We start from the raw sequence: 19,932 nt of genomic DNA on the forward strand, positions 1-19,932 counted from the left end.
TTGCGCGGATCCGCTCCGGCGCGTCACACCGCCGGTCCGGCGCGGGGTCGCGCGCGGGCTCCGGCGGCTCTCGCACGGGCGATAGCCAGAGGGCTCCTGAGGTTCCGCACCGGCTCCGCTGACAAGGTGAGTTCGAAGAGAGGCACTGAGGTTCCGCCACCGGAACCGCTACGCAATACGAGTTCGAGGACAGCCTCTCGCGCGGGCGCCGAAAGAGTTCGAGGACAGCCTCTCGCGCGGGCGCCGAAAGTCAGTGCCGTTCGCACGGTGATCGGCCGGAGCGGGTAGCGTGGGCCGACGTGGCTGCCCCTGATCCCGTGGACGTTCGTCTGCTCAGCGTCGTCGCCGAGACGGGCCGCGCAGCGGTGCATGAGATCGCCGGCCGGCTCGGTATGGACGTCCGCGACGTCGCCTCGCGCCTGGCGGCGCTGTCCACCACGGGACTGCCGCTGGTCGTCGGCGTGGAGTGCGAGCCGAACGCGATCCGCAAGGCGGTGGCCGCCGCGCAGGCGTGGACGCAGCAGGCCGCCCAGGCCAGCAGCGGCCCGTACCAGGTGCAGCAGCCGCAAAGTGGGCCCTACCCGGCGCAGCCGCACAGCGGCTCCTACCCCGTCGGCCCGCAGAGCGGGTCCTACCCCGTGCACGGCCAGCCCAGCGGGCCGTACCAGACCTACGGCGGCAGCGGCCAGCACCCGACGCAGACCGGACCGAGCGGTCCGCAGCAGTTCGTGCCGCCCGCGGGACCGCCGGCGTTCGCGCCCGGCGGCGGCCCCGGCGGTCCGCAGCCGCCCGCCCAGGCCGCGCCGCCGGAGCCGATGAACACGTGGGGACCTCCGGGTTCGTCCTCGTGGGCGCGCGGCGACCAGCGCAGCGCGGCCCAGTACAAGCAGCCACCGCAGCGCACCGGCAAGATCGGCAGCAAGCTCGACGTCGAGGGTCTGGAGGGCGAGCGGGTCACCATCCAGCTCGTCGAGGTCGTCGACCCGGCCGACTTCCTGTTCACCGCCGCCGGCTACCAGTTGCAGGACGGCGAGCGCGCGGTCGTCGTGCACACCGAGCTGACAAACCGCGGGTCGATGCCGTTCACCTCGCTGCCCGACCTCTACCTGGTGCTGGTCGCCGAGGACGGCTCGACGGTGTCGAAAGCGCCGGTGTCGCTGTCGTCCCGGCCGCCGCACCGCATCGGCGTACCGCCCGGCGAGACCGCCGGCGGCCACACCGTCTACGTGCTGCCCGACAGCACCGAGCTGTCCGCGGTGCGCTGGACGCCGCGCCCCGGCGACGATCAGCGCACCCTCACCTGGGACATCACCGACCTGTAGGTCCGGGCGTCGGCGGAGGGGCGTCGGGCGGGACGGTCAGCAGGGGCTTGTAGTGGCCTTTCGGATGCGGTTCGCCGATGAGCCTGCCTTCGGCCTCGACCCAGGCGTGGGCGGCGAAGGGCTGGGTGCGCACGCCGGTGCACCAGGTGGGCCAGGTTCCGCGGGCGCGGCAGAGCAGGGCGGTGGCGATGGAGCGTTGCAGGCAGCCCTGACCCGCGCAGCGCAGGCTCACCGACACCACCTGCTCGCGGGCGGCCGAGGCTTGTCCAGCGGTGGCGGGCGCGGCGCCGCGTCGTGCGAACTCCAGCACCTTGCGCAGACGGGCGGGTGCGGTCCTGGCGAGCGGACGGGCGAGGGCAACGGCGATCAGCGGCAGGACGCGCCGGTGCGGCGGGAGGCGGATGCGCTCGGCGAGCGCGACGGGCACGCTCACACCACCACCAGGCCCGAGGCGCGCAGGTGGTCGACGACGGCGGTCACGTCGCGGCTGGTTCGGTGGAGGTCGACCCGGTGCCGGCCGGCGAGGTCGGCGGCGACCTGCTCGGGCGAGCGGCCGTCGAGCAGCTGACGCAGGACGTGGGAGCCGGTGCCGTTGAGCTGCCAGTAGCGTCCGGTGCGCTGGTGCAGCAGCACGGTGCCGTCGTCGCTGTCGGCGGTGACCACGTCAGGATGCAGTCGCAGAGGCATCGGAACTCCTCGGGACGGGTTGGGTTGCGGCGCGCAGCCAGATTTCGCAGCCGATCAGGTGCTCCAGGGGAAACGGGCTGCCCGCGACCGGCTGCGGGGCCGTCAGGTGCTCGCGCAGGGCGTCGGCGTCGATGAGTCCCCGGTCCGCGAGAGCGGAATCGGCGAAAAGCTTGAGGATCGCGGGCAGGTTGCGGCGCAGCCCGACCCGGACGTCCTCGCCGAACTCGCCCTTGGTGGTTCGGCCCAGCACGGCGTCGGGCACAAGGCCGCGCATCGCCTCGGCCAGCAGCGGCTTGTACCGGAACGGCCCGGCGTGCTCGTGCGGCCGCACCGCGAGCACGGCTTCGGCGACACGGTCGTCGAAGTAGGGCAGCTCCAGGCGGACCCCGCCCTCGGCGTACAGGCGCGCCAGTTGCCGGTAGTGGGCGGAGTTCGTCCGCAGCGTCAGCACGGCCTGGTGCTGCCCCGGGTCGAGGGCCAGCGGCGTGGCGTACTGCGCGGCACGGCTCAGCTCCTGGCGGGCGAGATCGACAGCGGCGCCGGTCACCCACGCGGAGGCGCGCAACGGCCACAGGCCCCACCCCAGGACCGCCTGCCTACCGGAGTAGGCGGCACCGGTGAGGTTGTCGGCCTGGGCCTGCCACCACTTCGCGACGTCGCCTGGCAGCAACAGGTTCCGCAGCGTGGCTCCCAGCGGCCAACGCCTCAGCGCGGCGTATCCGCGGACATGACGCCACGCGGTTAGCGGATGCCGCCACAACAGCCGGTGCAGATACCCCGGCAGCGGCGTGAACAACTCGTCGCCGCCGTGTCCTGCCAGGTGTCTGCGGGAACCGCGCTCGGCGAGCAGACGCGCGATGTGACGCTTGCGTGCGACCGTGCGCGGGTGGGCGTAAGGCGTTTCCGCGCCGACCGGCACCGCCACGTCGGTGAACAACGCGGGCAGGTCCTGCTGACCGACCACCAGGTGCTCGGCGTTTTCCAGGGCTTCGATGGCTACAGCGGCGAAGACGGTGTCGTCGTTCCCTGCCTCGGCCTCGCCGTTGCGGTAGGTCAGCAGGTCCGGGACGGTTCGCGCGGCCAGGAACGCCAGCGAGGTCGAGTCCATGCCGCCGGACAGATCGCAGCTCAGCCGCCCGCCCGAGGGGGCGCGGTGATCCGTTGCCGTGCTCAGCGCCTCCCGCACCGCCAGTGCACCCTCGCCCAGCGGCGTCTGCGGAGGCGGTGGACGCCACCAGCGCACCTGGTATTCCCGGTCGTGGTGCCAGGTCAGGTAGTGGTCGGCCGGCAGCGCGCTGATACCCGACCACAACGGCTGATCCCCGAGCGGGGGCGGGATCTTGCCCGAACAGGCCACCCGCACCGCCAGCATCCGCTCGTCGATCCCGGCACCGGTCATCGCGGCGAGCACGTCGGCGCGGTCCGCGGCCAGCGGCACGCGTCCCCGCCGCGCGTGGAAAACCCGGCGCAGGCCGGTCACGCTTCCCTGCACGCGGACCCGGCCGTCAATCGAGGCGACCACGTGGAACGAACCCGGCAACTCCGTGGCGATCGCGTCCACGTCGTCGACCGAGCGGACTCGCTTCACCCGCGCGGCCAGGTTGTCGGCGGTGACCGGGCAGGACCCGATCACCGCCACCCGCATCGGACCGGCCTCGGCCATGACGAGGTCCTCCAGTGGCCAGTGACCGATCAGCCACGGCCGTCCCGAGGCATGCGGGAACACCCGCGGCGAGGCGAACGGAACCACCGCGCGCACCTCGCCCGCGGCGTCGGAATCCGGCAGCACGACGAACCCGGTCCAGGACATCAGGGCAACCTGCTCTCAGTCGCGCAAGACGCCGGTCAGAGCAGACCCTCCTCATCGTCGGGAATGAGGATCGAGCTACCCAGCGTGTCCTCGCTGAACTCACCGACCTCGACCAGCATCGGCGGCGTGTAAGACTCGACGTTCTCCATCTGCTCGTCCATGACGACCTCCAGCGGAAACGATTCGTAGTCGATCGACTACAACGAGTCATGCTCGATCGGCTCCCGAAGTCGAGCAAACGCAGGAGGTGCCCGTCACCCGGCAGGCCAACCATGCCGATGACCCACGATCGGCTCTCGCCGGAGCAGTGGATCTCGTCGGACACTTCTGGGCGGGGACGGGGCCGAACGGGCGTGTGCCCTTGCGCGGCGACCGCCGCTGTGGGCATCTGGTGGGTGACAGAGATCGTTCCTCCCAGCGACGAGCACGGGATGTGGTGCGATGACGGCACAGCAGAGCAGCAGGCCGAGCGTCGGCGTGCCGGCTGAGTCGCTGGCGGGTGAGCGCCGGGTGGCGATGGTCCCCGGGGTCGTGGAGCGGCTGCGCGCGTTGGGGCTGGACGTCGTGGTCGAAGCGGGCGCCGGGCAGCAGGCGCTGATCCCCGACGAGGCGTTCACCGCGGCGGGCGCGAGCATCGGCGACGCCTGGTCGGCCGACGTCGTGGTCAAGGTCAACCCGCCGACCGAGGAGGAGGTCGGCAGGCTCGCCGCCGGGACCACCCTCATCGGCTTCCTGGCCCCGCTGACCGAGCCGGAGACCACCGAGCGGCTGCGCGCGGCCGGGGTGACCGCGTTCGCGATGGAGTCCATCCCCCGCATCTCGCGGGCGCAGTCGATGGACGCGCTGTCGTCGCAGGCCAACGTCGCCGGGTACCGCGCGGTGCTGCTCGCGGCCGGCGAGTCGACCCGGTTCCTGCCGATGCTGACCACGGCCGCGGGCACCGTGAAGCCCGCGACGGCGCTGGTGCTCGGCGTCGGCGTCGCGGGGCTGCAGGCGCTGGCCACGGCCAAGCGGCTGGGAGCCCGCACGACCGGCTACGACGTGCGCCCGGAGGTCGCCGACCAGGTGCGCTCCGTCGGCGCCAAGTGGCTCGACCTGGGCATCGACGCCACCGGCGAGGGCGGATACGCCCGCTCGCTGGGTGCCGACGAGGCCGCCGAGCAGGAACGCAGGCTCGGCGAGGCGATCGGTGGCTTCGACATCGTCATCACCACCGCCCTGGTACCCGGCAAACCGGCGCCGCGGCTGGTCTCGGCCGACGCGGTGCGGGCGATGCGGCCGGGCAGCGTGGTCGTCGACCTCGCCGGTGCGACCGGCGGCAACTGCGAGCTGTCCGAGCCCGGCCGGACCGTGGTCGCCCACGACGTCACGATCGCCGCGCCGCTCAACCTGCCCGCCTCGATGCCCGAGCACGCCAGCGAGCTCTACGCCAGGAACGTGCACGCCCTGCTGGAGCTGCTGGTGACAGACGGCCGCCTGGCGCCGGACTTCGGCGACGAGGTGCTGGCGGCCTCCTGCGTCACACGTCAGGAGGAGGCGTAGATGTTCCTGGCCAATCTGGCGATCCTGGTGCTGGCGGGCTTCGTCGGTTTCGCGGTGATCTCGAAGGTCCCCAACACGCTGCACACGCCGCTGATGTCGGGCACCAACGCCATCCACGGCATCGTGCTGCTGGGCGGGGTGGTCGTGCTGGGCTCCGGCGTGGACAACGCGCTGAGCCGGGCCCTGGCGGTGGTCGCGATCGTGTTCGGCACGATCAACGTGGTCGGCGGTTTCCTGGTCACCGACCGGATGCTGGGCATGTTCAAGCAGCGCCGGTCCGACGCCGGGAAGGAGACCGAGCGGTGAGCGAGCTGCAGGCGATCCTCTACGTCGTGGCCTTCGGCATGTTCATCTACGGCCTGATGGGGCTCACCGGTCCGCGCACCGCGGTGCGCGGCAACTGGATCGCCGCGGCGGGCATGGTCGTGGCGGTCGTGGCGACGCTGATCACCCCCGGACTGCAGGACGGCTGGCTGATCGGGCTCGGCATCGCCGCCGGCGTGGTGCTCGGGGTGCCCGCGGCCCGCCGGGTGAAGATGACCGCGATGCCGCAGATGGTGGCGCTGTTCAACGGCGTCGGCGGCGGTGCGGTGGCGCTCACGGCGTGGGTCGAGTTCCGCGAGACCGGCGGCTTCGCGGGCGAACCCGCCTACGTGACGGTCGCGTCGCTGTTCGCCGCGATCATCGGTTCGGTGTCGTTCTGGGGCTCGCTGATCGCCTTCGGCAAGCTCCAGGAGATCCTGCCGGGCAGGCCGGTCACGCTGGGCCGGGCGCAGATTCCGGTCAACGTCGTGCTGGTGCTGGCGGCCGTGGGCTGCGCGGTCGCGATCGGCACGGGCGTGCGCGCCGAGCTGCTGGTGGTGGGCGTGCTGCTGTTCGCCGCGCTGGCGGGGGTCGCGGTCGTGCTCCCGATCGGCGGCGCGGACATGCCGGTCGTGGTGTCGCTGCTGAACGCGTTCACCGGCCTGTCGGCCGCCGCGGCCGGGCTCGCGCTGAACAACACCGCGATGATCGTCGCGGGCATGATCGTCGGCGCCTCCGGTTCGATCCTCACCGACCAGATGGCCAAGGCGATGAACCGCTCGATCCCGTCGATCGTGGCGGGCGGCTTCGGCGGCGGAGCCCTGGCCACCGCCGAGACCGGCGCGGGCGGCGGCAGCGTGCGGGCGACCAGCGCGGCCGACGTGGCGATCCAGCTCGCCTACGCCGACCAGGTCATCGTCGTCCCCGGCTACGGGATGGCCGTCGCCCAGGCCCAGCACGCCGTGCAGGACATGGCGAAGCTGCTGGAGGACAAGGGGGTGGAGGTCGACTACGCCATCCACCCGGTCGCCGGGCGGATGCCGGGCCACATGAACGTCCTGCTCGCCGAGGCCGACGTGCCCTACGACCGGCTCAAGGACATGGACGAGATCAACGAGCAGTTCGCGCGCACCGACGTGGCCCTGGTGATCGGCGCCAACGACGTCACCAACCCCGCAGCGCGCAGCGACCCGGGTTCACCGATCTACGGCATGCCGGTGCTCAACGTGGACCAGGCCAGGACGGTCATCGTCCTCAAGCGGTCGATGCGGGCCGGCTTCGCCGGGATCGACAACCCGCTCTACGTCGACCCGCGCACCGCGATGCTCTTCGGCGACGCGAAGTCCTCGGTCGGCGAGGTCATCGAGGAGCTCAAGGCCCTGTAGGGGCCCGCACCAGCCCGTTGACGCGGCGACAGCCGCCTTTCGTAACCGATAAACCACTCGTTACCTGCTTACGTCCTGCTAAGGTAACCGGATAAAGAGCCTTCGAACCCTTAGCAGGAGTGGATGTCATGAGAACGAAGACAGGGACCTGGCGACTGCCGCAGCGGGTCCGCGTGTCAGGTGGTGAGGTCGCCACCGGGGTCTGGGGAGAAGGGCCGCCGGTGGTGCTGGTCCACGGCACCCCGGCATGGTCCTTCCTGTGGCGCGACGTGGTGGCGGAGCTCGCCGGCCACCACACCGTCCACGTGTGGGACATGCTCGGCTACGGCGACTCCAGCGCCGATCCGGGGGTGACGCCGTCGATCGCCCGCCAGGCCCGCACGCTCGCTGAACTCGTAGAGCACTGGGGACTCGACGAGCCGAACCTGGTCGGCCACGACATCGGCGGAGGGGTCGTGCTGCGCGCCCACCTGCTCGAAGCCGTCCCGGTCCGCGGGCTGGCGCTGGTGGACGCGGCCGTGCTGGGTCCGTGGAACACGCCGTTCACCGAGCACATGCAGCGCCACGCCGAGGTCTACCGGACGATGCCCGAGCACGTCTTCGGCGACATCATCGCTGCGCGGCTGCGCACGGCGACCCACCGGCCGATGTCCGAGGACGTCGCGGACGGCTACCTCGCGCCGTGGGCCGGGGCCGCCGGGCAGGGGCGCTGGATCGACCAGGTCGCCGGGGTGAGTTTCGAGGACACCCGCGAGGTCGTGGCTCGCCTGGACCGGATCACCGCGCCGACGCTCGTGCTCTGGGGCGAGCGGGACGAGTGGCTTGCTCCGTCGGTTGGCGACCGGCTGGCCGCCGCGATCCCCGGTGCACGCCGGGAGACGATCGAAGCCGCGGGGCACTTCCTGCCCGAGGACGCGCCGCGGAGCACGGCACGGGCGCTGCTGCGCCACTTCGGACCGGAATCCGCGGCCGGGCGGTAGCCGTCCGCGTCAGTCCTGGCCCCGGCGGCGGAACCAGCCACCACCGGGTCGCTGGGGGCGGTTGCGGCTGCGGTACTCCAGCGTCGGCCAGTCGCCCGCGTCGTCGTTGCGCTCAACGTGCTCCGGCGCACCGAACACGGCCGGGCCTGCGCGGCCGTAGTCCTCGGCGCTGATCACGCCGGAGAGGTCGATGCCCGCGGGCGGGGTGCTGGCGGCGTCGTCGACGGGCCCCGCTCCCGCGCCCAACGGCAGGCCCACGGGCGGCGTCGGCGCGTCGGCCTCCGCGTCGAACCTGCGATCACCTGAGCTGGCCACCGCGATCTCCTGTCATCGGGCGTTGCAGAGTTTCTCCCAAAGCTACGGCATTTCCGGCGCGGGAGTCAGCCGTCGGCGTCGCGCAGCACGTCGACGGCGTGCGCGAGGTCCGCGGGGTAGTCGCTGTCGAAGCTCACCCACCGCCCGTCGGACGGGTGCTCGAACCCCAGGCTCCTGGCGTGCAGCCACTGCCTGCTGAGCCCGACCCGCCGGGCCAGCACCGGGTCCGCGCCGTAGGTCAGGTCGCCGACGCAGGGGTGGCGGACCGCGGCGAAGTGCACCCGGATCTGGTGGGTGCGGCCGGTTTCGAGCTTGACGTCCACCAGCGAGGCCGCCCGGAACGCCTCGACGGTCTCGTAGTGGGTGATGCTCGGCTTGCCGCCCGCGACGACCGCGAACTTGTAGTCGTGGCGAGGGTGCCGGTCGATCGGCGCGTCGATCGTGCCGCGGCTCGGGTCGGGGTGGCCCTGCACCAGCGCGTGGTAGCGCTTGTCGACGGTGCGCTCCTTGAACGCGCGCTTGAGCGCCGAGTAGGCGTGCTCGCTCTTGGCCACCACCATCACGCCGGTGGTGCCCGCGTCGAGCCGGTGCACCACTCCCTGGCGCTCGGAGGCGCCGGAGGTCGCGATCCGCACGCCCGCCGCGGCCAGCCCGCCGACCACCGTGGGCCCCTCCCAGCCGGGGCTGGGGTGCACGGCCACGCCGATGGGCTTGTCGACCACGACGATGTCGTCGTCCTGGTGCAGGATCCGCAGGCCCTCGACCGGCACCGCGACGACCTCCAGCGGCTGCTCCGCCGGGGGCAGGGTCACCTCCAGCCACGCGCCCGCGACCAGCCGGTCGGACTTGCCCGCGGGCGCGCCGTCGACCACCACGTCACCGGACTCGGCCAGGCCCGCCACGACGGTGCGCGAGAGCCCGAGCAGCTTGGACAGCCCGGCGTCCACGCGCATGCCGTCGAGCCCGTCGGGAACCGGCAGCGTCCGCAGGCCGGTCACGACCCCGCCTGCTTCCGCTTTCCCCTGTGCACGGTGCCGTCGTAGTCGCGGCCCAGCAGCGACAGCAGCACGACCAGGGCGCCGCCGCAGACGATCGCGGAGTCGGCGAAGTTGAACACCGGGTAGTACTGCCCGCCCGGGGCGAAGACCGAGATGAAGTCCACGACGTGGCCCTGCATCGGGCCGGGGGCCCGGAAGAACCGGTCGACGAGGTTGCCGCAGGCGCCGCCCAGCACCAGGCCCAGGCCGATCGCCCAGCCGGTCGAGCGCAGCTTGCGGGACAGCCAGATGATCACGCCCACGACCACGATGGCCAGCAGCGCCAGTAGCCACGTCATGCCGGTGGCCAGCGAGAACGCCGCGCCCGGGTTGCGGAAGACGTCCAGGTAGACCAGGCCGCCCAGGATCGGCACCGGCGGGCCGCCCTCCAGGTTGGCCACGACCGCGACCTTGGTGGCGATGTCGAGCCCCAGCGCGACGGCCGCGATGCCGAACACCAGCGCCAGCAGGCGCCTCGGCTTCGGACCGGCCGGCGTCTCCTCGGTCGTACCGGCCTCGGCACTGCTGTCGGCTTCGGTGCCCGCCGAGGCCGGGGCGGCCTCGGTCTCGGCCGCGACGCCGCGCTCGGCACCGGTGCGGGTGTCGGCGTCGCGCGGGCCCTGCGCCGCCGCGGGCCGCTCGGGTTCGGACTGGTCGCTGCTCACGTCGGCCATTGTCCCCGAACCGCTCGGTGCGGTGTCGGCGGCACTGCTTAGCCGTCGAGGAAGGCGGGAGCCTCGCGCGGGTCGCCGACCGGGCCCCAGCGACCGTCGACCTGCTCGTAGCTCCACCGGGGTCCCGCGGTGACCAGCCGGTGCAAGGCGGTGACGAGGCGGTCGACGTGCTCGGTGGTCGTGCCCAGCCCGATGCTGACGCGCAGCGCCCGCTGCGAGTCCGCGCCCGCCTCGGCCAGCAGCCGCCGCACCGCCAGGTGGGCGCAGAACAGGCCGTCGCGCACCCCGATGCCGTGCTCGGCCGACAGCGCCGCCGCGAGCAGGCCGGGATCCCGGCCGTCGACGGTGAAGCTGACCACGCCGACCCGGTCGTGGCCGGCGCCGAACAGGCTCAGCTCCCGCAGACCGGGGACCTCGCCCAGCCCGGCGCGCAGCCGCCGCAGCAGCCGCGCCTCGTGCTCGATGATCGGCCGCCAGCCGTCGGCGGCCAGGGTCTGGCAGGCGGTCGCCAGGGCGTGCACGCCGACGGTGTTCGGCGACCCGGCCTCGTGCCGCTCGGGGCCGAGGTTCCAGCCGACCGAGGAGTCGCGCACCGCGCGGGTCGCTCCCCCACCGGCGAGGTAGGGGTCGGCGGCGTTGAGCCAGTCGGCCCGGCCGACCAGCGCGCCCGCGCCGAAGGGGGCGTAGAGCTTGTGGGCGGAGACCGCGACGTAGTCGATGTCGAGCTCGCCGATCCGCACCGGCCGGTGCGGCGCGAGCTGGGCAGCGTCGAGGACGGTGCGGGCGCCCCGCCGCCGGGCTACGCGCGCGAGCTCGGCGACCGGCCACACCTCGCCGGTCACGTTCGAGGCGCCGGTGAGCACCGCCAGGCGCGGCCCTTCCGGGCAGTCGGCCAGCGCGGCGTCGAGCGCTTCGACGGCGTCCTCCGGCGTCGCCGGAGTGGGCAGGCGCCGGACGCGGGGACCGCTGCCCCACGGCAGCAGCGCGGCGTGGTGCTCGGTGTCGAAGAGGACCACTGACGTCGCCCGCGGCAAGGCCCTGGCCAGCAGGTTGAGCGCGTCGGTGGTGTTGCGGGTGAAGACCACCGCGTCGGTGTCGCGGGCGCCGGTGAAGGCCCGCAGCTTCGCCCGCGCCCCCTCGTACACCCGCGTGCACACCTGGGAGGCGAACCCGGCGCCGCGGTGCACGCTGGCGTACCAGGGCAGCAGCTCGTCGACGGCGTCCCGCACGCCGCGCAGGCAGGGAGCGCTGGCGGCGTGGTCCAGGTTGGCGTAGCCGATCTGCCCGCCGGTCACCAGCGGCACCCGCAGCGCGTCGCCCACGACGGCCGGAACGCGTGCGGCGGTGTCCACAACGGACTGCTCGGGAACCTGGAACGGTCTGGTGGCCACGGACACGATGCCCTCCTCGGGTCTGGTCGGACCCGAGTGGATCGGTGGGGCCCGCGCTTGCCGGGTCGCCCTGCGCGACCGGCCAGGTCCTCACCCGGGGCACCCCACCGCGGTAGGAGGGTTGCCGGCCAGCAAGCCGGGGCTTGACGCTGGCGCTCATGACCTTCGGAGCACAACTTAGGAGGCGGCCGCACCGCGCCACAACCGCCGTCCCAGGAAATGGGAGCGGTCTCGGTCACAGGGGGCGGGCCGTCACACGGGCAGCGGCACGAACTTGATGCCCGTCACCGCTGAAGCACCGCGCACGAGTCGTTGATCCGTTGCAAGCAGAGGAGCGTCCAGTGTCTCCGCGAGGGACACGTAGTACGCATCAGCCGCATGAACGGCGTGCCGCAACGACCAGACACGGTCGAAATGGGCGCGCAGCGGGTGAAGTTCGATGTTCAGAGCCGTGGCGTCCTGCAGGATCTCTTCGGCACGCCGCCGGTCGAGGTAACCGCCCCGCTCAAGCCGCCGCACGACTGACAGCACCTCTTCGTCCAGCAGCATCGGCGCGTGCAGGCTGACGGCCGGCCCCGCGAGAACGGCTTCGATCGCTGGGGCGGTCTCCTGCCCCGTCAAGTAGTCGAGCAGGGCGGAAGCGTCGAGGATGATCGGCGAGCTGCTCACGCTCAACTGTCCTCGCGCATCTCGCTGAGTATCTCCGAAGGGGCCTTGGTCAAACGAACCGGTGTGCGCGAGCGAACTCGTTTGAGCACTTCCTCCTGCGTCGGGCGCACAGCGACCTTGTCCAGCTCATGCCGGATGAACTCGGACAACGACTGCCCGGCCTCCGCGGCTCGTGCCTTCAACTTGCGATGCGTGTCCTCGGATACGTCCCGGACCTGGACAAGCACTCCCATGCAACCAGTATGTCTTCAGCCTGTGTGCATGGCAACACTCGTCCGGGTGGGCTCCGCCGCCGGAGCCCACCCGGAAACCGCAGGTCAGACCTTCGCGACCGCGACCGCGATCTCGGTGCCCTCGCCGACGGTGCCCGCGAAGCCGCCTTCGGCACCGCCCGCCTCCAGGGCCTCGGCCAGGGTCTCGCCCGCGATGAACTCGCGGTGCGCCTCGACGGCCTCCAGCACCTCGGCAGGCGCCGACACCACGACCCGGACCCGGTCGGAGACCTCGAAGTCCGCCTCGCGCCGCGCCTGCTGCACGACCCGGACCACGTCGCGGGCCAGGCCCTCCAGCGCCAGCTCCGGCGTCACCTCGGTGTCGAGCACGACCAGGCCGCTGCCACCGGGCAGCGCCGCCGCGGCACCGGTGTCGGTGGACACCAGGCGCTCGCTGAACTCGCCCTCCCGCAGCTCGATCCCGGCCGCGACCACGTTGCCTGCGGGCGTGCGGGTCCAGTCACCGGACTTGACCGCCTTGATCACCGTCTGCACGTCCTTGCCCAGCCGCGGACCGGCCGCCCGCGCGTTGACCGCGACCTCGAACCGGCCGTGCGCGGCGACGTCGGTGGTCAGCTCGACGGACTTGACGTTCACCTCGTCGCGGATGAGGTCGGCGAACTGCCGCAGCGACTCCGCCTCCGGCGTCGCGACGACCAGCTCGGCCAGCGGCAGCCGGACCCGCAGCTTGTTGGACTTGCGCAGCGCCAGCGCCGAGGAGCAGACCTGGCGCACCCGGTCCATCGCCGAGACCAGCGCCGCGTCGGCGGGCAGCTCATCGACGAGCGGCCAGTCCGCCAGGTGCACCGAGCGGCCGCCGGTGAGCCCCCGCCAGACCGACTCCGCGGTCAGCGGCAGCAGCGGCGCGACGACCCGGCAGGTCACCTCGAGCACGGTGTGCAGGGTGTCGATCGCGTCGCGGTCGCCTGCCCAGAACCGGTCGCGCGAGCGCCGCACGTACCAGTTGGTCAGCACCTCCAGGAACTCCCGCACCGTCGCGCAGGCCCCCGCCAGGTCGAAGACGTCCATCGCGTCCTGCACGTCGCCGACCAGCTCGTGGGTCTTGGCCAGCACGTAGCGGTCGAGCACGTGCCTGCTGTCCACTCTGGACCGGCCCTCGACGCCGTCGGCGTTGGCGTACAGCGCCAGGAAGTACCACGAGTTCCACAGCGGCAGCACGGCCTGGCGCACCGCGTCGCGGATGCCCCGCTCGGTGACGACCAGGTCGCCGCCGCGCAGGATCGGGCTCGACATCAGGAACCAGCGCATCGCGTCGGAACCGTCGCGGTCGAAGACCTCGTTGACGTCGGGGTAGTTGCGCTTGGACTTCGACATCTTCAGGCCGTCGTGGCCCAGCACGATGCCGTGCGCCACGACGTTGGAGAACGCCGGGCGGTCGAACAGCGCGGTGGCCAGCACGTGCAGCGTGTAGAACCAGCCGCGGGTCTGGCCGTTGTACTCGACGATGAAGTCGCCCGGGTAGTGGTGCTCGAACCACTCGGCGTTCTCGAACGGGTAGTGCACCTGGGCGTAGGGCATCGACCCCGACTCGAACCAGCAGTCGAGCACCTCGGGCACCCGGCGCATCGTCGACTTCCCGGTCGGGTCGTCGGGGTTGGGCCGGGTCAGCTCGTCGATCTGCGGCCGGTGCAGGTCGGTGGGCCGCACGCCGAAGTCGCGCTCCAGCTCGTCCAGCGAGCCGTAGACGTCGGTGCGCGGGTAGGCCGGGTCGTCGGAGACCCACACCGGGATCGGCGAGCCCCAGTACCGGTTGCGGGAGATGTTCCAGTCCCGGGCGTTCTCCAGCCACTTGCCGAACTGGCCGTCGCGGATGTGCTCGGGCGACCAGTTGATGCGCTGGTTCAGCTCGACCATCCGGTCCTTGAACTGGCTGACCGCCACGAACCACGACGACACCGGGCGCTGGATCAGCGGGTTGTCGCAGCGCCAGCAGTGCGGGTACGGGTGGTCGTAGGTCTCGTGGCGCAGCAGCAGTCCCGCGTCCTTGAGGTCGCGGATGATCTGCTTGTTGGCGTCGAAGATGTGCTGGCCCGCATACGGCGGGGCCTCGGCGGTGAACTTGCCGTGCGCGTCCACCGGGACCGCCAGCTCGACGTCGGCGGCGTCGGTGACGGTCTTGTCGTCCTCGCCGAACGGCGCGATGTGCACTATGCCGGTGCCGTCGTCGGTGGTGACGAAGTCACCGGGCAGCACCTGGTGGGCGTTGCGGTTGCCGGCGAAGAAGTCGAACGGCGGCGTGTAGCCGACGCCGAGCAGGTCCTCGCCCTTCATCCGCCCGACCACGTGGTCGGCGACGTCCTCGCCCAGCTCCCGCGCGTAGGCCCCCAGCCGCGCCTCGGCCAGCACGTAGCGCTCGGCGCTGTTGGCGGGCGCCACCACCACGTAGTCGACCTCGGGGTGCACGGCGGCGGCGAAGTTCGACGGCAGCGTCCACGGGGTCGTCGTCCAGACCAGGGCCAGCGCGCCGTCGTAGACCTCGCCCGGCGCGTTCAGGCGCAGCCCGACGGTGACCGCCGGGTCCTGGCGCTGGCGGTAGACGTCGTCCATGCGGGTCTCGGTGTTGGACAGCGGCGTCTCGCAGCGCCAGCAGTACCAGAGCACCCGGAAGCCCTCGTAGACCAGACCCTTGTCCCACAGGGTCTTGAACGCCCACATGACGCTTTCCATGTAGTCCAGGTCGAGCGTCTTGTAGTCGTTGTCGAAGTCGACCCACCGGGCCTGGCGGGTGACGTAGTCCTCCCAGTCGGCGGTGTAGCGCAGGACCGACGTGCGGCAGGCGTCGTTGAACGCCGCCACGCCCATGCTCTCGATCTCGGACTTGGAGGTGATGCCGAGCTGCTTCTCGGCCTCGACCTCGGCGGGCAGGCCGTGGCAGTCCCAGCCGAACCGGCGCTCCACCCGGCGGCCGCGCATCGTCTGGTAGCGCGGCACGGCGTCCTTGACGTAGCCGGTGAGCAGGTGGCCGTAGTGCGGCAGGCCGTTGGCGAAGGGCGGGCCGTCGTAGAAGACGAACTCGTTGGCCCCGTTGGTGCCCGCCTCCCTGGCCTGCACGCTGGCCTGGAAGGTCTTGTCGTCGGCCCAGTAGTCCAGGACCTGGCGCTCGATCCCGGGGAACGACGGCTGCGCGGCGACGCCCTGGGCGTCGGTGCCGTTGAACGAAACCTTGGGATAGGCCATCGCGGATGTGCTCCTCGCGGTGTGTCGGGTCCACCCGGGGACGACACAGGTGCCGCGGTACCACCCCGCTTGCCGCCGGCGCGGAGACGCCGACGACCTCTCGTTGGCCGGCTGTGACGGGCCGGACCCGTCCGGTTCTACTGAGGCCGCGGGGGCCCGTTCTTCCGGAGGCTCCCCGGTGATGGCCGGATCAACGCCGTGGTGTTCGAAGCTTGAACCTCCGGGGAACGACGTCCCAGGAAGTGAGGTGCCCAGGATAGCGCGCGGGCGCCACCCGTTGTTCCGGGGCCGCACAGCTCGGCCGATGACCTGCGCGCCCGCTGCCGACCTCGACCTCCAGGCACAACCGAACCGACCGCTCCGGCTCGTGGTTCGGCCACCTCCCGGTCAGTCGGAGGCGGTCGCACGCCGCCGGTCCGCCAGCGTGGCGTCCGGCGAGCACTGCGCGCAGGGCCCGAAGCCGAGCTCGCGCGCCTCCCGCACGGGCAGCGGGAGCACCTCGCGGCCGCCGAGCCACCCGCAGGACCGGAGGTGGTAGCGGGGCCGCTCGTCGATGACGACGACCTCGGCTTCCAGCTCCGACACCACGAGCAGGTCCGCAGCGTCGGTGTCCTCCTCCGCGGGCTCCACCTCCGCGTCGGGGGGCTCCTGCGCGGCAGGCGCGGGCTGCTCACCCTCGGTCCCGGACCACCGCACCGCCGACGAGCTCGCTTCCCGTCGGCGCCGCGCCCGGTCCACGACCAGCAGCACCACGCCCATCACGCACAGCAGAACCGACGCCCAGGCCCACTCGGGGCGATCGACGACGACCGCGCCGACCAGCACCCCGCCGGCCGCCAGGACCAGCAGCAGCACGATCAACAGCACGTCACTTCACGCCCTTTGCACGGCCCGGCCGGGACGGCCTCCGGCGGCGATACCTCCCCAGGTCACCGCCGCCGACAGCCGTCGTCGTCAGCCCGCCTCGGCGGCACGCGCCCCGAAGCTGTAGCTCTGCTGGCCGGAGGAGCGGCTGCCGCTCTCGGCCGGCGCCGCCGAACCGCGGTCCTGCAGCTCGCGGAGCTGCGACTCCAGGTAGGTCTGCAGTCTGGTGCGGTACTCGCGCTCGAAGGTGCGCAGCGTGTCGATCTTCTTCTCGAGCGCGTTCTTCTCCTGCGTGATGTTGCCCATCACCTCGGCGTGCTTGCGCTGGGCGTCGCGCTCCAGCCCGGCGGCCTTCTCCCTGGCCTGCCGCTCCAGGGTCTCGGCCCTGGTCCGCGCGTCGTTGAGCATGGTCTCCGCGCGGGTGCGCGACTCGTTGACCATGCTGTCGCTCTTGGCGCGCGCGTCGGAGAGCAGCTGCTCGGACTTGGTCCGGGCCTCCGACAGCATGCCGTCGGCCTCGGCCTTGGCCTCCCCGGTCAGGCGGTCGGCCATCTCCTGCGCGAGGCCGAGCACCTTGGCGGCCTGCACGTGATGATCGCCACCCGGCGACGTCTGCTCAGCAGCGGTCGGTGCCGGGACCGGCGCCAGCCGACGGGGCTCCTCCACCACGGGGGCCGGTGCCGCGGAGACCTGCGCCGCCTGGCTGCGGGCGTCGTCCAGGTCGACCTGCGCGGTCTGCAGCTGCGACTCCAGCTGCTCGACCTGGCTGCGCAGGTCGTTGTTCTCCTCGACCAGGCGGGCAAGCTCGGCTTCAACCAGGTCGAGGAAAGCGTCAACCTCGTCCTCGTTGTAGCCCCGCTTGCCGATCGGAGGTTTGCTGAACGCGACGTTATGAACGTCGGCGGGGGTCAAGCCCACAAGATCACCTCACGCACTCCTCGGCTGCGGGTCGTCCGGGTTCCCCGTCACCCGGACTTCACCAGTTGCATCAGTATGAACACAACCAGCAGCAGCACCATAATCGATAGGTCCAGTCCGACGCCGCCGATCCGGACCGTCGGGATCACCCGACGCAGAAGTCGGATCGGCGGGTCGGTCACTGTGTAGATGCTCTCCAACGCGATTGCAACCCCCCCTGCGGGGCGCCAGTCGCGCGCGAACACCCGAACGAGCTCGATCACGATACGTGCCGTGAGCAGCAGCCAGAAGAAGAAGAGAACGTAATAAAGGACGATCAGCGCCGGTTCCACGCTTCAACTGTGCCACCACTCACCCGTAGTTGAAAAAGGCGCCCTCGGCGAGGCGGCGCTTGTCCTCGGCCGCCACGTCCACGTTGGGCGGTGAGAGCAAGAACACTCGATTGGTGACCTTCTCGATCGAACCGCGGAGGGCGAACGCCAGCCCGGCGGCGAAGTCCACCAGCCGCTTGGCGTCCGCTTCGTCCATTTCCGTCAGGTTCATGATCACCGGTGTGCCGTCGCGATACTGCTCGCCGATGGTGCGGGCCTCGCTGTAACTGCGCGGATGCAGGGTTGTGATCTTGCTCAAGTTGAAATGGCTGCCGGTATCGGTTACGGCCCGCAGGCGGGAAACCTGCTCCCGGTGCGCGTCGGACCCCAGCGGCGCCCGGACGGGCGGCTCCGACGGGGACCACTGCCTGCGCGAACGCGCCGGCTCGCGGAACTCCTCGCCGTAGTCGCCGCCGTCCTCCTCGGCCTCCTGCTGGTAGCCGCCCCGGACGCCGCCGGCAACGCGCCGGCGGCCACCCACCCGGTCGGGTGGTGCGTCGTAGGAGGTGTCGGGGTCCGCGTAGCGGTCGCGGTAGACCACCTCGTCGTCGTAGACCTCGTCGATCTCGTCGGCGGGGACCATGCCGAAGTAAGCCTTCAGCTTGTGCAAAGCGCTCATCGGCATGCCCTTCCTCTGCGACTCCACAGCAGCCGAGCGCGAGCGGCCGACCCTCGACCCCCCGATACGGCTACGGCGAGATTAACCGGCGACCTCCCAGCAGCGCAGTTCCGACACGCACGCGTGTCGAGCCGTGCGCCACCGCACTCTCGAGGTCGCCGCTCATTCCAGCCGACATTTCAACAGCTTCGGGGTAGTCCTCCTGCAGGCGCCGGGCAATCCCTGAAAGTGTAGCGAAGGCCACATCCGGGTCTCCGCCAAGGGGTGCCACGGCCATCACTCCCCGCAACCGAAGATCACTGTGGCGGGTGATCTCGGCGGCGAGTGCGGAAACGTCGCCGGGCGGACATCCGCCGCGCCCGGCGGCATCGTCTAGGCCGACCTGGATCAGCACGTCGAGCGGTTCGCCGCGCTCCCCCGCGTCGAGCGCGCTGGCCGTCGCCCGCCGCAGCGCCTCCGCGAGCCGCACGCTGTCGACCGACTCCACGACGTCGGCCCAGCGGACCACCGAGCGGGCCTTGTTGCGTTGCAACTGCCCGATCATGTGCCAGCGCACCGCGGTGTCCGGGCGCAGCTCGGAGAACTCGGCCACCTTGCCGCGCGCCTCCTGCTCGCGGTTCTCGGCCAGTTCGGTCAGCCCCAAGTCGGCCAGCAGCGCCGCGTCGGTCGCCGGGAATGTCTTGGTGACCGCCAGCAACTCGACCTCTTCCGGCTGCCTGCCCGCGGCGCGGCAGGCGGCGTCGACGCGCTCGCGCACCTCCCGCAGCGACTCGGCGATCTCGGCCTTGCGCTCCTGCCTGCTCTCCTCGCTCACCGCTGGTCCTCCGGCTCCGCCCACACGACCGCGGCGAAGCGGCCGGTCCGGCCGCCGTCGCGGCGGTGGCTGTAGAGCTCGCGGGACTCCATCGTGCAGCGCGGGTCGACGCCGATGCCGGCGATCCCGGCGGCCGCGAGCTGCTCCCACAGCCCGGCGCGGATGTCGAGTCCGGTGGTGCCCTTGCGGGTCTTGCAGGCGCTGCCGGGCAGGTGCAGCTCCACGTCGGCCTGCATCTCCGGCGGCACCTCGTAGCACTCGCCGCAGGCCGCCGGACCGAGCAGCGCCTCGATGCGGTCGAGCCGGGCTCCGGCCTCCTGCATGGCCTTCAGCGCGGACACCACGACCCCGACGCGTGCACCGACCCGGCCGGCGTGCACGGCCGACACCACGCCGCTCTCCGGGTCGCCCAGCAGCACCGGCACGCAGTCGGCGGTCAGCGCGACCAGCGCGAGCCCCGGCTCGGCGGTCACCAGCGCGTCGGTCGCCTCGACCGGCTCCGGAACCGGGCCGTCGACGACGGCGGCGTTGCGGCCGTGGATCTGCTCCATCCACACCAGCCGGTCCTCGGCCAGGCCGATTCCCTCGGCGAGCTTGCGCTGGTTGGCCGCCACCGCCGCAGGGTCGTCACCGACCCGGCCGCCGAGGTTGAACGAGTCGAACGGCGGCCGGGACGCACCGCCTTCCCGCGTGGTGATCACGCGACGAATCCGCACTGGCTCTCCATCCCTCCCACGGGCCGGCTCGCCCGCCCGAACGAA

Annotated in this window: 22 protein-coding genes and 1 riboswitch; of the genes, 5 read left to right on the forward strand and 17 right to left on the reverse strand. The window is 72.0% G+C overall.

The features are described 5' to 3' along the window. The first annotated feature begins 299 nt into the window (after positions 1–299). Complete coding sequence (locus HUO13_RS08530) at positions 300–1,322, forward strand: AsnC family protein (RefSeq protein WP_211900887.1); 1,023 nt, start codon at positions 300–302, stop codon at positions 1,320–1,322. Here the strand turns inward: HUO13_RS08530 and HUO13_RS08535 are convergent. Genes HUO13_RS08535 through HUO13_RS08550 form a run of 4 tightly spaced genes read right to left on the reverse strand, consistent with a single transcriptional unit; the run spans position 1,309 to position 3,980 of the window. Beyond that, positions 1,309–1,755, reverse strand: a complete 447-nt coding sequence (locus HUO13_RS08535) for a lasso peptide biosynthesis B2 protein (protein WP_211900888.1) — start codon at positions 1,753–1,755, stop codon at positions 1,309–1,311. The genes HUO13_RS08530 and HUO13_RS08535 overlap by 14 nt on opposite strands. Further along, positions 1,752–2,009, reverse strand: a complete 258-nt coding sequence (locus HUO13_RS08540; protein WP_211900889.1) for a lasso peptide biosynthesis PqqD family chaperone — start codon at positions 2,007–2,009, stop codon at positions 1,752–1,754. Before HUO13_RS08540 ends, HUO13_RS08535 begins: the two co-directional genes overlap by 4 nt. After that, positions 1,987–3,819, reverse strand: a complete 1,833-nt coding sequence (locus HUO13_RS08545; RefSeq protein WP_211900890.1) for a lasso peptide isopeptide bond-forming cyclase — start codon at positions 3,817–3,819, stop codon at positions 1,987–1,989. Before HUO13_RS08545 ends, HUO13_RS08540 begins: the two co-directional genes overlap by 23 nt. Before the next feature lie 35 nt (positions 3,820–3,854). Beyond that, positions 3,855–3,980, reverse strand: coding sequence for a lasso RiPP family leader peptide-containing protein (locus tag HUO13_RS08550; RefSeq protein WP_211900891.1), 126 nt, complete (start codon positions 3,978–3,980; stop codon positions 3,855–3,857). A 280-nt stretch (positions 3,981–4,260) separates the two neighbouring features. Here HUO13_RS08550 and HUO13_RS08555 point away from each other — a divergent pair, with 280 nt between their 5' ends. The 4 genes from HUO13_RS08555 to HUO13_RS08570 all read left to right on the forward strand — a co-directional run bounded on the left by HUO13_RS08555 (position 4,261) and on the right by HUO13_RS08570 (position 8,029). Further along, positions 4,261–5,361 (forward strand): Re/Si-specific NAD(P)(+) transhydrogenase subunit alpha, encoded by a 1,101-nt coding sequence (locus HUO13_RS08555; protein ID WP_211900892.1) that lies wholly within the window; start codon positions 4,261–4,263, stop codon positions 5,359–5,361. Continuing rightward, the gene (locus HUO13_RS08560; protein WP_211900893.1) at positions 5,362–5,667 is read left to right on the forward strand and encodes an NAD(P) transhydrogenase subunit alpha; all 306 of its coding nucleotides are present in this window, start codon (positions 5,362–5,364) and stop codon (positions 5,665–5,667) included. Continuing rightward, entirely contained in the window at positions 5,664–7,049 is a 1,386-nt protein-coding gene (locus HUO13_RS08565; RefSeq protein ID WP_211900894.1) for an NAD(P)(+) transhydrogenase (Re/Si-specific) subunit beta, read from the forward strand. The genes HUO13_RS08560 and HUO13_RS08565 overlap by 4 nt, the downstream gene beginning before the upstream one ends. 128 nt (positions 7,050–7,177) lie before the next feature. Beyond that, on the forward strand, positions 7,178–8,029 hold the full coding sequence (locus tag HUO13_RS08570) for an alpha/beta fold hydrolase (RefSeq protein ID WP_211900895.1): 852 nt from the start codon (positions 7,178–7,180) through the stop codon (positions 8,027–8,029). A gap of 9 nt (positions 8,030–8,038) precedes the next feature. Here HUO13_RS08570 and HUO13_RS08575 read toward each other — a convergent pair whose 3' ends face one another. The 13 genes from HUO13_RS08575 to pgeF form a co-directional block, all read right to left on the reverse strand. Then, a complete protein-coding gene (locus tag HUO13_RS08575; RefSeq protein WP_211900896.1) occupies positions 8,039–8,344 on the reverse strand; it encodes a hypothetical protein in 306 nt (101 codons plus the stop codon). Positions 8,345–8,409: 65 nt separating this feature from the next. Continuing rightward, the gene (locus HUO13_RS08580) at positions 8,410–9,297 is read right to left on the reverse strand and encodes an RluA family pseudouridine synthase (protein WP_211902747.1); all 888 of its coding nucleotides are present in this window, start codon (positions 9,295–9,297) and stop codon (positions 8,410–8,412) included. 41 nt (positions 9,298–9,338) lie between these two features. Then, complete coding sequence (gene lspA, locus HUO13_RS08585) at positions 9,339–10,055, reverse strand: signal peptidase II (RefSeq protein ID WP_211900897.1); 717 nt, start codon at positions 10,053–10,055, stop codon at positions 9,339–9,341. Positions 10,056–10,093: 38 nt separating this feature from the next. Then, positions 10,094–11,446 (reverse strand): aminotransferase class V-fold PLP-dependent enzyme, encoded by a 1,353-nt coding sequence (locus HUO13_RS08590; protein WP_211902748.1) that lies wholly within the window; start codon positions 11,444–11,446, stop codon positions 10,094–10,096. 48 nt (positions 11,447–11,494) lie between these two features. Beyond that, positions 11,495–11,610, reverse strand: a riboswitch (SAM riboswitch). Positions 11,611–11,698: 88 nt separating this feature from the next. Next, positions 11,699–12,115: a type II toxin-antitoxin system VapC family toxin gene (locus HUO13_RS08595; protein WP_211900898.1), complete on the reverse strand. Its 417-nt coding sequence runs from the start codon at positions 12,113–12,115 to the stop codon at positions 11,699–11,701. A 2-nt stretch (positions 12,116–12,117) separates the two neighbouring features. After that, positions 12,118–12,348, reverse strand: a complete 231-nt coding sequence (locus tag HUO13_RS08600) for a FitA-like ribbon-helix-helix domain-containing protein (protein WP_211900899.1) — start codon at positions 12,346–12,348, stop codon at positions 12,118–12,120. A gap of 84 nt (positions 12,349–12,432) precedes the next feature. Continuing rightward, positions 12,433–15,585: an isoleucine--tRNA ligase gene (gene ileS, locus HUO13_RS08605; protein ID WP_211900900.1), complete on the reverse strand. Its 3,153-nt coding sequence runs from the start codon at positions 15,583–15,585 to the stop codon at positions 12,433–12,435. Positions 15,586–15,972: 387 nt separating this feature from the next. Further along, complete coding sequence (locus tag HUO13_RS08610) at positions 15,973–16,452, reverse strand: hypothetical protein (RefSeq protein WP_211900901.1); 480 nt, start codon at positions 16,450–16,452, stop codon at positions 15,973–15,975. An 87-nt stretch (positions 16,453–16,539) separates the two neighbouring features. Then, on the reverse strand, positions 16,540–17,367 hold the full coding sequence (wag31, locus tag HUO13_RS08615; RefSeq protein ID WP_211900902.1) for a DivIVA-like cell division protein Wag31: 828 nt from the start codon (positions 17,365–17,367) through the stop codon (positions 16,540–16,542). Between the two features lie 47 nt (positions 17,368–17,414). Then, complete coding sequence (locus tag HUO13_RS08620; protein ID WP_009943164.1) at positions 17,415–17,699, reverse strand: YggT family protein; 285 nt, start codon at positions 17,697–17,699, stop codon at positions 17,415–17,417. 19 nt (positions 17,700–17,718) lie between these two features. Then, on the reverse strand, positions 17,719–18,357 hold the full coding sequence (locus HUO13_RS08625) for a cell division protein SepF (RefSeq protein ID WP_211902749.1): 639 nt from the start codon (positions 18,355–18,357) through the stop codon (positions 17,719–17,721). A 70-nt stretch (positions 18,358–18,427) separates the two neighbouring features. After that, entirely contained in the window at positions 18,428–19,171 is a 744-nt protein-coding gene (locus tag HUO13_RS08630) for a YggS family pyridoxal phosphate-dependent enzyme (protein WP_211900903.1), read from the reverse strand. Further along, positions 19,168–19,887: a peptidoglycan editing factor PgeF gene (gene pgeF, locus HUO13_RS08635; RefSeq protein WP_211900904.1), complete on the reverse strand. Its 720-nt coding sequence runs from the start codon at positions 19,885–19,887 to the stop codon at positions 19,168–19,170. Before pgeF ends, HUO13_RS08630 begins: the two co-directional genes overlap by 4 nt. Positions 19,888–19,932: the final 45 nt, after the last annotated feature.

Source organism: Saccharopolyspora erythraea (assembly GCF_018141105.1).
GTDB lineage: Bacteria > Actinomycetota > Actinomycetes > Mycobacteriales > Pseudonocardiaceae > Saccharopolyspora_D > Saccharopolyspora_D erythraea_A.

Coding starts and splice junctions, on each gene's coding strand:
- HUO13_RS08540 (WP_211900889.1), bottom strand. CDS start 2,009: ATGCCTCTGCGACTGCATCCTGACGTGGTCACCGCCGACAGCGACGAC.
- HUO13_RS08545 (WP_211900890.1), bottom strand. CDS start 3,819: ATGTCCTGGACCGGGTTCGTCGTGCTGCCGGATTCCGACGCCGCGGGC.
- HUO13_RS08550 (WP_211900891.1), bottom strand. CDS start 3,980: ATGGACGAGCAGATGGAGAACGTCGAGTCTTACACGCCGCCGATGCTG.
- HUO13_RS08555 (WP_211900892.1), top strand. CDS start 4,261: ATGACGGCACAGCAGAGCAGCAGGCCGAGCGTCGGCGTGCCGGCTGAG.
- HUO13_RS08560 (WP_211900893.1), top strand. CDS start 5,362: ATGTTCCTGGCCAATCTGGCGATCCTGGTGCTGGCGGGCTTCGTCGGT.
- HUO13_RS08570 (WP_211900895.1), top strand. CDS start 7,178: ATGAGAACGAAGACAGGGACCTGGCGACTGCCGCAGCGGGTCCGCGTG.
- HUO13_RS08580 (WP_211902747.1), bottom strand. CDS start 9,297: ATGCGCGTGGACGCCGGGCTGTCCAAGCTGCTCGGGCTCTCGCGCACC.
- lspA (WP_211900897.1), bottom strand. CDS start 10,055: ATGGCCGACGTGAGCAGCGACCAGTCCGAACCCGAGCGGCCCGCGGCG.
- HUO13_RS08600 (WP_211900899.1), bottom strand. CDS start 12,348: ATGGGAGTGCTTGTCCAGGTCCGGGACGTATCCGAGGACACGCATCGC.
- ileS (WP_211900900.1), bottom strand. CDS start 15,585: ATGGCCTATCCCAAGGTTTCGTTCAACGGCACCGACGCCCAGGGCGTC.
- HUO13_RS08625 (WP_211902749.1), bottom strand. CDS start 18,357: ATGAGCGCTTTGCACAAGCTGAAGGCTTACTTCGGCATGGTCCCCGCC.